Origin of the sequence: Streptomyces yerevanensis (genome assembly GCF_000716805.1) — a bacterium.
Lineage (GTDB): Bacteria > Actinomycetota > Actinomycetes > Streptomycetales > Streptomycetaceae > Streptomyces > Streptomyces flaveus.
The window spans coordinates 30386-45696 of sequence record NZ_JNWJ01000032.1; the positions used below are offsets into that span (position 1 = coordinate 30386).

The 15311-nt window shown below is 70.5% G+C and carries 11 protein-coding genes, 1 other RNA gene and 2 pseudogenes; 7 read left to right on the forward strand and 7 right to left on the reverse strand.

All coding sequences use genetic code 11. The features are described from left to right. Positions 1-9: 9 nt before the first annotated feature. The gene (pglW, locus tag OP79_RS29580; RefSeq protein ID WP_078492083.1) at positions 10-4416 is read right to left on the reverse strand and encodes a BREX system serine/threonine kinase PglW; all 4407 of its coding nucleotides are present in this window, start codon (positions 4414-4416) and stop codon (positions 10-12) included. 147 nt (positions 4417-4563) lie between these two features. On the opposite strand from pglW, the gene OP79_RS49905 reads away from it, so the two are divergent. Both OP79_RS49905 and OP79_RS29590 read left to right on the forward strand, forming a co-directional pair. Further along, positions 4564-5070 (forward strand): Fic/DOC family protein, encoded by a 507-nt coding sequence (locus OP79_RS49905; protein ID WP_051745015.1) that lies wholly within the window; start codon positions 4564-4566, stop codon positions 5068-5070. A 254-nt stretch (positions 5071-5324) separates the two neighbouring features. Further along, the gene (locus tag OP79_RS29590; RefSeq protein ID WP_157857385.1) at positions 5325-5498 is read left to right on the forward strand and encodes a hypothetical protein; all 174 of its coding nucleotides are present in this window, start codon (positions 5325-5327) and stop codon (positions 5496-5498) included. 459 nt (positions 5499-5957) lie between these two features. Here the strand turns inward: OP79_RS29590 and rnpB are convergent. The 3 genes and pseudogenes from rnpB to OP79_RS29600 all read right to left on the reverse strand — a co-directional run bounded on the left by rnpB (position 5958) and on the right by OP79_RS29600 (position 8145). Beyond that, positions 5958-6370: RNase P RNA component class A (rnpB, locus tag OP79_RS50630), an RNA gene on the reverse strand. Positions 6371-6455: 85 nt separating this feature from the next. Continuing rightward, positions 6456-7286, reverse strand: a pseudogene (locus OP79_RS58625) (DMT family transporter); the annotation flags it as partial. A gap of 19 nt (positions 7287-7305) precedes the next feature. Further along, the gene (locus tag OP79_RS29600; RefSeq protein WP_033324505.1) at positions 7306-8145 is read right to left on the reverse strand and encodes a helix-turn-helix transcriptional regulator; all 840 of its coding nucleotides are present in this window, start codon (positions 8143-8145) and stop codon (positions 7306-7308) included. A gap of 163 nt (positions 8146-8308) precedes the next feature. Here OP79_RS29600 and OP79_RS29605 point away from each other — a divergent pair, with 163 nt between their 5' ends. Genes OP79_RS29605 through eda form a run of 4 tightly spaced genes read left to right on the forward strand, consistent with a single transcriptional unit; the run spans position 8309 to position 11208 of the window. Then, positions 8309-9100: a MerR family transcriptional regulator gene (locus tag OP79_RS29605; protein WP_033324506.1), complete on the forward strand. Its 792-nt coding sequence runs from the start codon at positions 8309-8311 to the stop codon at positions 9098-9100. Continuing rightward, a complete protein-coding gene (locus tag OP79_RS29610) occupies positions 9097-9702 on the forward strand; it encodes a hypothetical protein (protein WP_033324508.1) in 606 nt (201 codons plus the stop codon). Before OP79_RS29605 ends, OP79_RS29610 begins: the two co-directional genes overlap by 4 nt. Before the next feature lie 12 nt (positions 9703-9714). After that, positions 9715-10497 carry a peroxide stress protein YaaA gene (gene yaaA, locus OP79_RS29615; protein ID WP_033324510.1) on the forward strand — a complete coding sequence of 261 codons (783 nt, stop codon included), beginning with the start codon at positions 9715-9717 and terminating at the stop codon, positions 10495-10497. 45 nt (positions 10498-10542) lie between these two features. After that, positions 10543-11208, forward strand: coding sequence for a bifunctional 4-hydroxy-2-oxoglutarate aldolase/2-dehydro-3-deoxy-phosphogluconate aldolase (gene eda / locus OP79_RS29620; protein ID WP_245685496.1), 666 nt, complete (start codon positions 10543-10545; stop codon positions 11206-11208). Here eda and OP79_RS29625 read toward each other — a convergent pair. From OP79_RS29625 to OP79_RS50610, 3 genes and pseudogenes are all read right to left on the reverse strand, one after another. Beyond that, a pseudogene (locus tag OP79_RS29625) lies at positions 11183-11854 on the reverse strand (histidine phosphatase family protein); the annotation flags it as partial. The gene eda and the pseudogene OP79_RS29625 sit on opposite strands and share 26 nt — an antisense overlap. A 21-nt stretch (positions 11855-11875) precedes the next feature. Next, on the reverse strand, positions 11876-12619 hold the full coding sequence (locus OP79_RS29630) for a zinc ribbon domain-containing protein (protein ID WP_211270887.1): 744 nt from the start codon (positions 12617-12619) through the stop codon (positions 11876-11878). Further along, positions 12616-13470, reverse strand: a complete 855-nt coding sequence (locus OP79_RS50610; RefSeq protein WP_051745017.1) for a Nif3-like dinuclear metal center hexameric protein — start codon at positions 13468-13470, stop codon at positions 12616-12618. The genes OP79_RS29630 and OP79_RS50610 overlap by 4 nt, the downstream gene beginning before the upstream one ends. A 282-nt stretch (positions 13471-13752) precedes the next feature. Here OP79_RS50610 and OP79_RS29635 point away from each other — a divergent pair, with 282 nt between their 5' ends. After that, positions 13753-14919: a hypothetical protein gene (locus OP79_RS29635; protein WP_063742014.1), complete on the forward strand. Its 1167-nt coding sequence runs from the start codon at positions 13753-13755 to the stop codon at positions 14917-14919. The last annotated feature ends 392 nt before the right edge of the window (positions 14920-15311 follow it).

Sequence of the window (15311 nt, forward strand, 5' to 3'; positions counted from 1 at the left end):
CAACCGTCCTTAGGACGCCTCTTCCGCCTCCTGCTCGCCCGCGAGCCAATCGAGGAACTTGCTGTCCAGATAGGCCCGTTCCCCGTCCCCGCCAATCACCTCGACCGTCTTCCCGTCGAGCTGCGGCATCCGCGATCGCACCTCCGTCGGGCACAACAGCCACATCCCGTGTGGATCGTCGGCGGGACGTCGGGCCGCCGCCTGCAGGCGGACGAGGGTGTCGTGGCCGCCTTCGTCCCAGTAGCGGGCGAGCAGGCCCGCGTTGTGCAGGAACAGCACCGTGCGCGGTGCGGCGGCGCGGGCCAGCAAGCGGGCTTCGACGCGAGGCCAGACGACACGGACGAAGGAGGCGAGCCCTCTTTTGATCTGGCCCGGGACGGATCCCGCGTCGGCGCGCAAAACCTTCTCCCAGTCCTGGCCCTTCTCCGCAGCCAACGCCCGGAATTCGGCCAGGAATTCACGTCCCAGGTCGGCACTCTCGACCGGATAGACCGCGGCCACCGCCTGGGCGGCGCCGGGAAGCCGGGAGGCGCGCACCGTCAGCGCGAGGAAGCCTCCGCGTTCGACGCACGCCGCGAGCTTGGCCCGGATCACCTCGTGTGGGTCGATGGGCGCGTCGCCCAGCACCGGAACACGGGCGGCGTAGGACAGGTAGCTCGTGTGGTTGCCGGTCGACGTCCATGAGACGGCCGACTCCAGCACGGGCGGCAGGAACGCCGACGACTTGGCGTCATAGCTCAGGTCGAAGCGTGCCTCCGCGAGCGCCGACTCCAGTTCCACATAAGTCGGTTCCCGGGTTCCGGACAACACGTCGAGGTCCGGGAAGCGGGCCCGCAGCCTGGTGACCAGTTCGGCGACCGTGATGCCACGGTCCCTGCGGACCCCGGCGCCCGCCTGGGAGATCCGCAGTGCGCGCTCCAGGGTCAGGTCACGCGGGTACAGCTCGAGGCGCGGGGTGACCTCGATCATCGGGGCCACCGCGGCGGCCAGCGCCACCAAGCGGGTGTCCGCGAGCGGGACGAACCCGTCCGGCGCCCCAACGGCCCTCAGTTCCCGCACCACGGCGGCCCGGCCGGGAAGCGGCTCCTGGCGCGCAAGGCGCTCGGCCTCGACCCCCAGCTCGGTCGCGTAGTCCGCGAGTTCGCGCGGACTCGGGTCGTCGGTCCCGGGCAGGGACTCCGCCGCGATCAGTACGGTCTCCCCGCGCCGGTGAACGGCGAGCAGCGGTTCGTGCTGTTCGGCGCCCTCGCCCTCCCACATCTCCGCTTCCACGGCGGCCCGTACGACGGCCAGCGACTTCGCCAGGGTGCGCTCGGTGGTGTCGTTGCCGGCACCATGCCTGACGCGCAGTTCGACGGCGGCCTCGTGTGCCGTCATCACACGGCCCGCGGCCTCGACGACCTCGACGAGTTCCTTGCGGACATGGGTGAGCCACTCCAGCTCGGCCCATTGCTTGATCTCGAGGCGGTGGTGACGGGAGACGGGCGGCTGTTTGATCTTGAGGTGATCGGCGATTCGGGCCTGGACCGGCCACGGGCCGAGCGGCGACAGCCCGCCCTCCTCAGGGGGCAGGCCGAGGGTGAGCCGTACCACGTCCGCGCGGTGCGATCCCTTCCGGCCCGGGGCAGGCGTGAGCCGGGCCGCCATGTCGTCTATCGACAGGATCGAGGAGAGAGCCGCATCGGTCGCGTCCCCCATGTCCTCGGCGGACGCCGCCGGGCGGCGAAGTTCCGGGACGGTCGCCGTCCGGGCCGCACTCGCCCACTGCTTACGACGGCGGTTCAGCTCCTTACGGACGAGCGCTCCGGCGCCACGCGCCTTCGAGATCGCGTACGGCGGGACCTCGAGCAGCTCCCCGACCGTGGTCGCGCCCAGAGCGTTGGCCACGGAGACGGCTCGCGGCGAGAGGCCTGCGGCTTCCAGGAGCGTCGAGGAGTCGGCGGCCACGGCCGCGGCATTACGCGCCTCCTCGGTGTCCTCGGCCAGCTGGCCGACCGTGGCCGGCGTGGTGGCAGGCCGCGTCGAGTCCGCCACCCGGAAGACATCGCGCCATGCGTCATGCATCTGCCGCAGGTTGTCGAAGCGGTGCTCGATGTCCCCGTGCAGCGCGCGCCGGAAGAAGGCGGTAAGGCCGTCACTCAGCGCGGACTCGAACAACTCAGTCGCGACGTAGAGTTCGGCGGACTCGTTCGTGAGCGGGTCCACCTGGCCGTCGCCCCACATGGGGCGCTCCCCGCTGGCCATCTCGTGCAGGGTGACGGCCGCCGCGTAGCGTTCGGCGTGGTCGTCGTAGTAGGGCCGCCGTAGTGAACCGAGGAACGGGTCGAGGTACCCGCGCGTTCCGGCCTTGATGTCCCTTTCCGAGGCGTCGGCGAGAGAGAAGTCGAACAGCTTCAGCCGCCAGATGCGGTCCTTGCTGTGGTGGATACCGAAGTTGTCGGGCTTCAGGTCCCGGTGGCGTACGCCGTTGGCGGCGAGCTGATCGAGGGACTTGAACAGGTCGTCGCCGAAGCGCTCCAGCTCGTGGTAGGTCAACCGCCCCTTGCTGCGCAGCCGGGCACCCAGGGACTGCTCACCCGCGTACTCGAGCTGAAGGACGGTCCGTCCCTGGATCTCGCACAGGCCCTCACCGCGCAGCTGCACCACAGCACCGCCGCCGACCTCCTTGAGGACGCGGGCCTCGACACGCAGTCGTTCGGCCTTCTGTTCGTCGAGGGCGACCTTGAAGACGCGTTCGTCGACGTCCACCCGGCCGTCCTCGTCCTCGACCAGTCGTTCCACGAGCAAGGCACGGGCGGTGGCCCCGGTGCCGAGGACCCGGGCCACGGACCACTCGGCGTCCAAGGACTGGCCGGGCAGTGCGTCCAGGGGGTCGACACCGACGGCTGTCGGCGTCTCCGGGAGCACGCTGGCCCGTTCGGCGTTGTCCAGCAGGTCGAGGAATTCCTCGGCAGAGCCGAGACGTTCATTGACGTCGGCTCGAGTCGCCTGGAAGACGAGATCGTCGAGCGCGTCGGAGAAGCCGTCGGCGACGGCGAACAGACGCAGGCCCCCGTCCGTGCGAAGCCGCTCACTGAGACCGCTTCGTTGAGGCGCGGGGGGCTGGCCCGTGAGAATCAGATACGAGAGCGCGCCGAGACCGAACACGTCCAGGTCCGCAGGATCGGCGTACGGCTGGTCCGTCTCCGGGGCGAGATAGACACCGGCGGCGTCCTCGATCAGGGCGGCGTCGAGCGCGGAGCCTCCTATGGACTGGAAGAAGGTGGCGTTGCTGTCGAAGTCGCGGGCCGCGGTCTGCCAGTCGGTGATGCGCAGCTCGGGTCGCAGACCGTCGGCCTTGAACGAGACGTAGACGGACCTGGCTGCCAGCGCGCGGTGGTAGAGCGAGCGGTTGTGCGCGTAACGGAGGGCCTCGGCGAGCTGTCGTACGAGGTCCAGGCGGATCTCAGGGGTGAGCTTGCCACCGTAGGTCGCCAGGTACTGGTCGAGTCGCAGGTCGGTGTGACGGTGACGGAAGAGGATCGCGGGCCCGCCCTGGTGCTCGCGGATCTCGACGGCCTCGACGATGCCACGATGGGTGATGCCCTGCAGGACCTGGTACTCGCGGCGGGCGGCGCGGTCGGTGGACTTCTTCGCCGCCTCGGTCGCTCCCTGGCTGACCAGGTAGACACGGACACGGCCCTCTTCCTGGACCAGACCGTCGTCACGCGTGGCGAGCCGGTCCTCCCAGGACGACCCCGCGTCCAGCGGGTGGGGCTGCATCTTCCACGCGTCGCCGAACCGCAGATGCGCCGTCGACTGCGCGATGCCGACGGCCTTCAGCAGGCGCGGCAACGTGTTCCGGGAGAAGTCGGGCGTGATGCGGCGCTCGGGACGGTCGGGCGGGAGGCCGAGGAAGTCCTGCCAGATCCGCTTCAGGCCCGTGTTCCGGTCGTCACGGCCGTAGACCTTGACCCGCTGGACATCGTCGAGGTGGCTTTCCAGATCCGGCGCCGACAAGAAGATCGCCGGTTCCACACGGGGCACTGAGCGCTCGGGAATGTGGAGCTTGCGGGCAGCCCACAGCAGTTGGCTCTTGAGGTCCTTGGACTTGGCGTCGTTGAAGTGCAGCGGGTTGTTGATCGTCCGGGTACGGTCGGAGCCGTGGAAGTTCCACGTCGATCCCGAGTTCTCCAGTCGGCCGGGGTGGCTCTTGATCTCGATGAGGTAGAGCCCGGCGGGTACGGCGATCAACAGGTCGCACTCGTTGATACGGCCCGACTGAGCGGTGAAGGAGAACGTCGCCCAGGCACGATAGGGCTCTACGGTCGGCATGAGGCGGCGCACGTGATCCAGGGCGTCCTGCTCCCAGGGGAAAGGGGAGCGCCGATCCTGAAACCACTGCTGCGCCGGATGCAGCGGTCCCGGCTTGGGCACCGGACGCGAGTCTCCTGCCGTCACCGTCCGACCTCCGCTGTTGCTCCACGCCGTTCAGGGCGAAATCCGCTGATCGACCTTACCGCGCCCCACCGACAGGCCGGATCCTTGTGCCTTTCACGGCTCGGTCACGGCGGGGGCGACAGGATGTGGCTGTGCGGCAGCGGAGGCCGACATCACCCGGGCACGCCTCGTCATGCTCGCCGAACGCCCCTACCCGGCGCGTACGACCTCGGGCACTTCCAGGCGTTCCATGCCGCGATCTTCGGCGACATCTATCCGTGGGCAGGCGAGTTACGCGCCGTGAACATCGCCAAGCGCACACCGTTCTGCCCGGCGAGGAACCTGGTGCCCTACGCTGGAGAGGTCTTCGGCCGTCCCGCCTCCTCCGGTCATCTGCGGAATCTCCCCCGGCAGGAATTCGTCATCCAACTGGCCACGTTGTACGGCGACCTGAACGTCCTCCACCCGTTCCGCGAGGGCAACGGCCGTGCCCAGCGGGCGTTCCTGGCCCAGCTCAGCGCCGACGCGGGATACGCCCTGAACTGGTCGGGCATGGACCCTCAACGCAACGAGGACGCCTCGGTGAAGAGCTTCCTCGGTGACAACAATCTGTTGGAGCAGCTGCTCGACGAACTGGTCACCACGAGCTGACGCCCGTCACTCCGGCTGGCAAGGATCCTCGGAACAGGGCGTCGCCCCTCGGGAACAGCCCGCCGTCGACGAATCTCCCCGACATCCGTCGGCGCGGAGTGCCCTGAGCCGAGGAACGCAGCGTCAGAGGTGGGCCGCTTTCCGAGGGGGGAGGGTCCCTCGGGCGCGGGCAGCGGCCGACCCATCTCTCCGACCGTAATCAGCACATGATCCCGGTCACACGAGACTCGGCCACTCAGGTCGACGCTAGCGCGATGCCGAGCGGCGACATCGACGAGTTCAGTCAGGACGGCGAGCGCCGTTTCCTCGACGCCTTGGGCGCCGGGAGCGCCAGCGAGCAGCGCAGGCAGCACCTTCGCAACGAATCCGCGGGCGCGACGCATGCTCTGGGCCGCCGTGCGTCCTGGTCCGAGACAAAACTCGACTGAGCTCTCTACCTCGGACAGCCCATGCGGTGGACCGACGCCTCGCCTGGCGGCGTTGACCCGCAGACCAAAGCTCGAAAGCGGAGAGGTGTCGTGGGAGATCACCGCTAGCTGTCCGTCCCGTCGTGTGGCGCTAAGCCCGTGGCTGAATTGATCAATCCGGCATAGGCCGTAGCGCGCCTGAACGCACGGAGACCCAACCAATGATGCTGGCCAGGCCTCCGTGCGTGTACCTCGCATCGCCGCGTGACGCCTCCCAGGCGTCACGCATCGAGCCCCTGACACCCTCAAATCACCACAGCCCAGTGATCAGGGCGAGTGCCCACAGTGGCTACCTTGGTGGCTACGTTCGTAGCCGTGAGGTCCGGTTTGAACCGGTACGGACCGGGGTCAGACTAGGCCCGCCAATCCACGAAGAAGGGCCCATGTCCTGCAATTACCCTGGTCAGAGGCCCTTGGCGGCAGACGAGTCGGGCTGTACGCCGGGTTCTGTCCCGGAGGGTCCTCGCGAACCCTCCGGCGACGGCCATCCATCTAGGACCGGCGTTGCCGCCGGCCTCGTGCGGTCTACCCGCGGACTCGGGCGGGCAGCCCTCGAACGTCCGCGCAGAATCGCCCTTCTTTCGAAGAGGCGGCTCCTCTTGACCTTGCTCCGGGTGGGGTTTACCTAGCCGCCTGAGTCACCTCAGGCGCTGGTGGTCTCTTACACCACCGTTTCACCCTTACCGAAAGCCGGAGCTCTCGGCGGTCTGCTTTCTGTGGCACTGTCCCGCGGGTCACCCCGGGTGGCCGTTAGCCACCACCCTGCCCTGTGGAGCCCGGACGTTCCTCGGGGAGGTCCACAGGGACCTCCACGCGACCGTCCGCCCGGCTCGTCTGCCGTGTCGACCATGGTACCGGGCGTACGCCCCGCCCCGGTTCCGAGGTCGACGGGAGCGACGACGCCGTGGCCAGGAAGGAGCCGAGCAGGATCAGCGTGAAGGCAGCCACCACACCCGCGGTCAGCTCTTCGTCCAGGAACACCACTCCGGCCGAGACCGCCACGGCCGGATTGACGTAGGTGAAGACCACCGCCCGCGTCGGTCCTGCCTCCCGGATCAGTTCCAGGAAGACGACGAAGGCGAGGGCCGTGCAGATCACGCCCAGCCCGGCCAGGGAGGCCAGGACCTCGGTGGAAGGAAGCTCGGAGGGCCACGTCACGGCCGCGGCGGGGGCGTACACCAGCGCCGCGAGCAGCAGACACGGGGCTATCAGCTGGAGGGTCGGGACCGGCTTGAGGTAGCGGGTCATGATCAGGGGGGCCGTTGCGTAGCCCACCACCGTCACCAGCATTTCCGTCAGCGAGCGGGCGTTGCCGCCGGTCAGGTGGGGGACGGTGAGGACCGCCACTCCGCCCAGGCCCAGCGCCAGGCCGGTCGTGCGGCGGACGCCGAGCCGTTCCGTGTCGCCGAAATAGCGGGCCAGGACCACACCCACGATCGGTACGCCCGCGATCAGCAGGCCCGCCGTCGAGCTGGAGAGGTGGCGTTCGGCGTCGGTCAGGGTCCACCAGGGGCCGATGATCTCGATGCAGGCGAAGGCCAGCATGGGACGCCAGTGCGTTCGTACGACGTCGGTCAGGCCCCCTTGCCGGATGGCGAAGGGCAGGAGCAGTGCCGCACCGAGCGCGCATCGCGTGAACACCACCATGGACGGGGACAGACCACCGTCCATGGTCACTTTGATCATCAGGTAGGGGATGCCCCAGAGCACTCCCATGAGGGAGAAGAGGAACCAGCCGCGTGCAGTCATGCGCGCAGTCTCGGCCGGGTCAGCGGCGTGCGTCTTGAACGCTGTTGCGGTACGCCGCCGGGGTCACCCCGAGCACCCGGCGGAACCAGCGCGTCAGGTGCGCCTGGTCCGCGAAGCCCACGAGCGCTGCGGCCTCGGCGGGGCGGTGGCCGGACTCCAGCAGCCCGCGGGCCCGGTTCACCCGGTGCTGCGCGAGCCATGCGTACGGCGGCATGCCCGTGCTCGTACGGAAGGCGCGCAGGAGCTGGTAGCGGGACAGGCCCAGGTCGGCGGCCAGGTCGGAGAGGGAGGGCGGGGCGAGGAGTTCGTCGGCCAGGCGGTCGCGTACGGCCTCGGCCAGGTGGCCCGCGCCCGGGATCGTGTCGCACACCGGGCGGGCGGAGGAGTGGCGGCGGGCGAGGGCGGTGAGCAGCCAGGGGATGCGGGACTCGGCCTCCAACGGGTCGGGGCAGGCGCTGAGTTCGGTGTGCGTGAGGCGTAGGGCGGCGGCCAGCTCGGGGTCGTCGAGGACGGGTTCGCGGAAGTGCGGGACGCTCCACGTCCCCTCGGTGAGCAGGGCCGTCTCGGCGTACAGGGCGCGGTAGGCGTAGCCGTCGGACGCGGCCGGGGCGCCGGTGTGCGCTTCTCCCGGGGCGAGGACGACGATCGAGCCGGGGCCCGGCTGGATCCGGCCGCCGCGGTAGTCGATGATCTCGGAGCCGCCGACGCAGACGCCGATGGTGAACTCCTCGTGGGCGTGGGGCGCGTAGCGGTGGCGGTCGAAGCGGGCGGTCAGGAGGTCTAGCGGACGGCCGGCCCGGCCCAGGGTCGCCCTGGTCCAGACTGCCTGCTCACGACTGATCGCTGTCTCGCCTCGCACGCTCGGTGCAACACCCGCGCAGGCTGTCTCTATGCCCGATGATCACCAGGCTGAGGCGCCGGAGCACACGCCGCCACAAGATCGAGAGACGTTCCCTCGATCCGGGGGAGTCACTGACGTCGTCCCTTGACCCCGCCGCAACGTCAACGTTTCTACTGGCCACATGCGAATCGGAGAGCTCGCCGCGGCCGTCGGCGTCACCACGCGGACCCTGCGGCACTACCACCACCTCGGGCTGTTGCCCGAACCCGAGCGGCGGCCCAACGGCTACCGCGACTACGGGCTGCGGCACGCCGTCGCACTCGCCCGGATCCGGCGGCTGACCGAGCTGGGGCTCGGGCTCGCCGAGGTGCGGGACGTGCTCGCGGACGACGCGGGGCGCGACCTCGCCGAGGTACTGGCCGAGCTCGATGACGACCTCGCGCGGCAGGAGCAGGCCATCCGGGAGCGGCGGGCTCGGCTGCGGGCCCTGCTGGCCGACGCCGAGGCGGGGCGGCTGCCCGTCGAAGGGCCGGTGTCGCCCGAACTGGCCGCGCTCTTCGCCGACTTGGCGCAGACCTCGACAGGGCTGCCCGAGTCCCCCATGGCCGCCAAGGACCGCGAGATCATCGCCCTGCTGGACACCGCCGCACCCCCGGAGGAGCGGGAGCGGCTGCTGTCCGCGCTGGGCAGCTTTGCCGGCGAGCCGGGCGCGGTGGACCGTGCACACGAGGCGTACGCGCTGCTCGACGCACTCGTCGACGCCGACCCGGGCGACCCCCGCGTGGACGAGGCCGCCGAGCTGCTCGCCTCCTGCCTGCCGGACTCCGCTCTCGACGGGCTCGGCATCGGGAACGTAAGCGACGAACACAGCTTCCTGCGGGCCTTCCTCGACGACTTCGCGCCCGCGCAGGCGGAGGCGATCCGCCGCACGATGCGGCTCCTCGTGCAGCGCCACGCAGGAGGTGCGCGGTGAAGGCCGTCAGGCCGGCGCGGCGCCTGGCCGAGCACGAGCTGCGGCTCCTCGTGAGCATCGCCCTCTGGACGGCCCGGCGCACACACGGCACCCGGCACGGGAAGGCGTTCGGATACGCGCGGGGCCAGGGTGCGCCCATGCTGGGATTCGGCTTCGTGTGTGTGCTCGAGACGATCGCCCTGGCGGTGCTCCTGCGGCCCTGGCCCGTCGTCGAGCGGCCCGTACTCGTCCTCGACCTCTACGGCGTGCTCATGGTCATCGGCATGCACGCGGCCTCCGTGAGCCGCCCGCACGTCCTGGACGACACCTCGCTGCGCATCCGCCGGGCCGCCCACGTGGACCTCAGCGTCCCCTTGGACCTCATCGCGTCCGTACGCCGCGAGACGCGCTACACACACGAGAAGCGCGAGGGCGAGCTCGACCTGGCCATCGGCTCACAGACCACGATCACCCTCGAACTGACCGAATCCATACGGCACTTGACCTTCCTCGGCCGCCCCAGGGACGCACACCTGATCCGCTTCCACACCGACGAACCGGACGTACTCGTTCGGGCGATACGCGAGATGCGTACGCTGGCGCCTGCCCCTCGTACGCATTGAAGGAGAACCACCGTGCTCGTCCTGCTACCGCCATCCGAAGGAAAGGCACCCTCCGGGCGGGGCGCGCCGCTGAAGCCGGAGTCGTTGTCGCTGCCGGGGCTGGCGGAGGCGCGGCAGGCGGTGCTCGACGAGCTGGTCGAGCTGTGCGTGGGTGATGAGGAGAAGGCGCGTGAGGTGCTCGGGCTGAGCGAGGGGCTGCGGGGCGAGGTCGCCAAGAACGCGGTGCTGCGGACCGCGGGGGCGCGGCCCGCAGGGGAGATCTACACGGGGGTGCTGTACGACGCCCTTGACCTGGCCTCGCTCGACACGGCGGCCAAGCGGCGGGCGGCGCGTTCGCTGCTTGTCTTCTCCGGGCTGTGGGGCGCGGTCCGCGTGACGGACCGGATTCCCTCGTATCGCTGCTCGATGGGCGTGAAGCTGCCGGGTCTCGGGGCGCTGGGCGGGCATTGGCGTACGCCGATGGCCGCCGTTCTGCCCGAGGCCGCCGGGAACGGGCTCGTGCTCGATCTGCGTTCCTCCGCGTACGCGGCGGCGTGGAAGCCGAAGGGGGAGGTGGCGGGGCGTACGGCGAGTGTGCGGGTGCTGCACGCGCCGACCCGGAAGGTGGTCAGCCACTTCAACAAGGCGACGAAGGGCCGGATCGTACGGAGCCTGCTGCTGGCCGGGGCCGCGCCGAAGGGGCCGGCGGAGCTGGTGGAGGCGTTGCGGGATCTCGGGTATGCGGTGGAGGCGGAGGCGCCGGGGCGGGCGGGGACTGCGTGGGCGCTGGATGTGCTGGTGGACGAGGTCCATTGAGCTTCCACTGATTACATATTGCAGCATGCGCAACGCTCTTTGCGCATGCTGCTCAACGACGGCACGATATGGAGCATGGTCGTCTCTGTGCTCGATCTCGCCCCTGTCGTCCCCGTGGTCGTCGTACGGGACGCCGCCGACGCCGTTCCGCTCGCGCAGGCACTCGTCGCAGGCGGCCTGCCCGCGATCGAGGTGACGCTGCGGACACCGGCCGCGTTGGACGCGATCCGGGCGATCGCCGGTGAGGTGCCGGAGGCGGTGGTCGGGGCGGGTACGGTGCTCACGCCGGGGCAGGTGACGGAGTCGGTGGCTGCCGGGGCGCGGTTTCTGGTGAGTCCGGGCTGGACGGACGTACTGCTGGAGGCGATGCAGGCGTCGGGGGTGCCGTTCCTGCCGGGGGTGTCGACCACGTCGGAGGTGGTGGCGCTCCTTGAGCGCGGGGTGCGGGAGATGAAGTTCTTCCCGGCTCAGGCGGCGGGCGGTACGGCCTATCTGAAGTCCCTGTCGGGGCCGTTGCCGCAGGCGCGGTTCTGCCCGACGGGCGGGATCGGGCTTGCATCGGCGCCCGACTACCTCGCGCTGCCCAACGTCGGCTGTGTTGGCGGGAGTTGGATGCTGCCGGAAGACGCCATCGCCACGAAGGACTGGGCGCGGATCGAAGCACTGGCCCGCGAGGCGGCGGCGCTCAGCGCAGATGGGACATGTCGTTGAGCAGACGCAGACTCGCGTTGCCGTCCGCGTAGTACGCCACCTCCGAGAGGGAGGCGGCCGACAACTCCATGCGGAACAGGGACTCGGACGGGGCGCCGAGAGCCAGCCGTACGAGGGTCTTGATGGGCGTGACGTGGGAGACGACGAGCACCGTACGGCCCGGGTGGGCGGCGAGCAGCTTGTCCCGGGCGGCGGCCACGCGCTCGGCCACCGCCGCGAAGCTCTCGCCCCCGCCGGCCGGCTCGGCATCCGGCGCCGCCAGCCACTCGTCCAACTCCTCCGGATACCGCTCCCGAACCTCCCCGAAGGTCAGCCCTTCCCAGGCCCCGAAGTCGGTCTCCCGCAGCCCGTCCTCGATACACACGGCAAGGCCGAGCCGCGCGGCGACGATCCCCGCGGTCTCCCGGCACCGGGCAAGGGGCGACGAGACGATCTCCTGAACGCTTCCCCGCCCGGCAAGCGCCTCCGCCACCCGCTCGGCCTGCCCCCGGCCTGCTTCCGACAGCCCCGGGTCGCTCCCCCCACTCCCGGAGAACCGCTTCTGCGGCGTCAGCGGCGTCTCCCCATGCCGCAGGAGTACGAAGGTGGCGGGCGCCCCCAGGTCAGGAGGCGCGGCGGCCGAGGCGACGCCCCGCGCCGCCCGCACGGACTCACCCACGCGCGGCCCCTACAGCCCCGACTCGGACGTACGGACCAGAATCCGGCGGCAGTTCTCGCAGCGCAGCACCGCGTCCCGTGCCGCCGCCTTCACCTCGTTCACCTCGGTGATGTTGAGCTCCAGGCGGCAGCCCTCGCAGCGGCGCTGGTAGAGGCGGGCCGCGCCGATGCCGCCCTGCTGCTCGCGGAGCTTGTCGTAGAGCTTCAGCAGGTCGGCGGGGACCGAGGCCGCGATGACCTCGCGTTCCTTCGTCGCCGTCGCGATCTCGCTGTCGAGGGACTCCGTGGCCGCGTCCCGCCGCGCCATCGCGTCGTCGGTCTTCGACTGGACGGAGGTGACCCGCCCGGTCAGCTCGGCCACCCGCTCCTGCGCGGACTCGCGGCGCTCCATGATCTCCAGGACCACGTCCTCCAGGTCACCCTGCCGCTTGGCGAGGGAGGCGATCTCGTGCTGGAGGTTCTCCAGGTCCTTGGGGGACGTGACGGCGCCGGAGTCCAGGCGCTGCTGGTCGCGGGCGGCGCGCTGGCGCACCTGGTCGACGTCCTGCTCGGCCTTCGTCTGCTCGCGGGTGCAGTCGCTCTCCTCGGTCTGCGCGGCGACGAGCAGGTCACGCAGCTGGGTGAGGTCCTTGTTCAGCGATTCGATCTCGGCGTGCTCGGGCAGCGACTTCCGCTTGTGCGCCAGCTGCTGAAGGCGTACGTCGAGGGCCTGGACGTCGAGAAGTCGGATCTGGTCGGCGGGCTCGGCGTTCAGTTGGGGGCTCCAGGGGTGTTCGTCGGGTTGGACGCCGCGTGGGTCGTCCAGGGGTCGGTGACCGTTTTGGAGACGTGGACACGAAGTCCCCATCCGTTCCGGTCGGAAATCTCGTCGAGCTGGGAGGCGGCCAGCTCGCACCAGGGCCATTCGGTGGCCCAGTGCGCCGCGTCGAGCAGCGCGAGAGGACTGTGGGCGCGAGCCTCTGACACCGGATGGTGGCGCAGGTCCGCGGTGAGGAAGGCGTCGACACCGGCGGCGCGTACGTCGTCGAAGAGGCTGTCGCCGGATCCGCCGCTCACCGCGAGGGTCCGTACGAGCGCCTCCGCGTCGCCCGCGACCCGGATGCCCTGCGCCGTGGCGGGCAGCCGCTCGGCGGCGCGCGCGGCGAGTTCGCGGACGGTCAGCGGATGGTCCAGCTCGCAGACCCTGCCGAGGCCCCGGCGGCCCTCGGGGTCGGTCGGGTCCGGCACGAGGGGCCGTACGACCCGGATGTCCAGCGCGCCCGCGAGAGCGTCGCTGACGCCCGGATCCGCACGGTCGGCGTTCGTGTGGGCGACGTGCAGCGCGATGTCGTTCTTGATGAGGGTGTGGACCACGCGGCCCTTGAAGGTCGAGGCCGCCACCGTCGTCGTACCGCGCAGGTAGAGCGGATGGTGGGTGACCAGCAGGTCAGCGCCCAGCTTCACGGCCTCGTCCACGATTTCCTGGACCGGGTCGACGGCGAACAGTACGCGCGTGACCTCGCCGTCCGGGTCTCCGCAGACCGTGCCGACCGCGTCCCAGTCCTCTGCCCTCTCGGGGGGCCAGAGGGATTCGAGCGCGGCGATGACTTCAGACAGACGGGGCACGTAAGAAAGGCTACTCGCCTCTCCCGCGTGCCCCGTCGGCGCCGGCTCACTTCATGAGGTAACCGCGCAGGTCGTCCAGCACCTTGTCCGCCGCGGTGCCCTCGAGCCCGAGGTCATGTTCAGGTGAGCCTCACCTTGAACCGTCGGATCCCGGCCAGCACACCTGTCCCCGTTTCATCAGGCGAATCGCGACATTGCCACCCGTATGTGTGAAGCGTCTGCCAGTCGATGCTCCGTCTGTGCGTACGAAAACTACCTTCATGGCCGGAGGTGACCCAGACGATGACGGCCTGTGCCATCGAATCCGCCGCTGAGAACGAGACGCGGGCAGGATGTGTGATCACCGCTGACGGGTCCTACGCGGCCCGCCTCGCCCCGCGCGGCGACTCCTGGTTCCCGGAGCGCTGGACCCTGGACGGCCCCGAGCCGTACGCCGTGCCGCTGCCGGGCAAGCGGCCGGAGGAGCCCGGCACGGAGGTGCAGCCGATGGCGGACGGGCGGGTGCTCATCCACCGGGTGCCTCAGGGGCGGCACACGTTCGCGCTGCTGTATCCCACAGGGCCGGGGACGGGCGAGGTGCCGCTGGGCGCGGTGGAATGCCGGGACGGGACAACGGAGTTGCGGTTGCTGCCACCCGCGCCGGGCGGCCTTAGGGCGTACGCCGTTGCCGTGGGCCTCAGTTCCACCTCCGTATGGCTGGTGGCGGGCGGCGCCTTCGGACCCGAGCGTCTCACCACGGTGCCGGGTCGCTGCTCGGGCGGGGTGTGGCTGTCCGGCGGGGACCGACTGCTCGCCCTGGACCGGGAGTTGGACGGCCGGACCAAGACGGTGGTGGTCGACCTGGAGCGCGGCGGCGAGGTGTCGCCGCTGCTGCAGATCGCCGAGGAGAGCAACGACCGGTTGCTGCTCGCGGACGCCGACAGCGGACTGCTGCTGATCCGCTCGGACGCGGCGTCGCCTGGTCAGGACCGGCTCGGGTGGGGTGTGTTGGGCAGCACGCTGCCGGTGCGCTTTCCGGACTCGCTGCGGTTGGCCGGCCACATGGTGACGCCTTTCGCCATCCAGCCGGGGCAGATGCTGATGCCGGAGTACTGCGCGGTGGCGTTGCGGATCGATGGCGGGGGCGGGCGCGGGGGCAGTTGGCTGGGGGTGTGGCGGCCCGTTGAGCGACGGGTGCACCAACTGGCCGCGCCCGACGGGTGGTTGCCGGGTGCCGGACTGTGGACCAAGGACGGGGTTCTCCGGCTGCCGTACGCGACGGAGACGTTGCCGTGTGGGGTTTCGCGGGTGGTGGCGCCTGTGGAAGCCGTGGACGGGGCGTCGTTGGTCGCGCCTCCTGACGACGAGTTGTCCTCGTCGGGTTGTCCCGTGCCTTTGCAACAGGCGCCGTTCACTGTGCGGAGGCTCTCTAGCGCCTTTGCCGGGCGGCGGGCTGCCTCCGGCGGTTGAGCAGGGGTGCCTACGGGGGTGGTGGGTTCAGTCCGTTGGCGACTGCGGGCCGTCTGTGGCTGGTCGCGCCGTTCCCCGCGCCCCTGAAAAGCAAAAGCCTGCGGCTGCCCGGGCCCCGAAGACCCCGGCGCCCCGGGGAAGCCCGCACCCCCAACTGCCCGCAGTTTCCCTCCGGCGGGAGGGGTCGTGGGCCGGTGCGTCCTATGCCCGTCGCTTAGGTCCGGTCTCGGAGGACCAGGGCCTTGTACCGGGCCAGGGTCGTATGCCCGCCCTGCGACGGGCTGACGCACCGGCCCACGACCCCGCACCCCCCACGCACCCAAGGGGCGCGGGGAACGGCGCGACCAACCACAACACACCCGCACCCGCCCACGAACCCAAACCCACCCACC

Bases quoted from the DNA above. Each gene is read 5' to 3' on its own strand.
- OP79_RS29635 (WP_063742014.1), top strand. From the start codon at position 13,753: ATGACGGCCTGTGCCATCGAATCCGCCGCTGAGAACGAGACGCGGGCA.
- OP79_RS49905 (WP_051745015.1), top strand. From the start codon at position 4,564: ATGTGGCTGTGCGGCAGCGGAGGCCGACATCACCCGGGCACGCCTCGT.
- OP79_RS29590 (WP_157857385.1), top strand. From the start codon at position 5,325: ATGCCGAGCGGCGACATCGACGAGTTCAGTCAGGACGGCGAGCGCCGT.
- OP79_RS29605 (WP_033324506.1), top strand. From the start codon at position 8,309: ATGCGAATCGGAGAGCTCGCCGCGGCCGTCGGCGTCACCACGCGGACC.
- eda (WP_245685496.1), top strand. From the start codon at position 10,543: ATGCTGCTCAACGACGGCACGATATGGAGCATGGTCGTCTCTGTGCTC.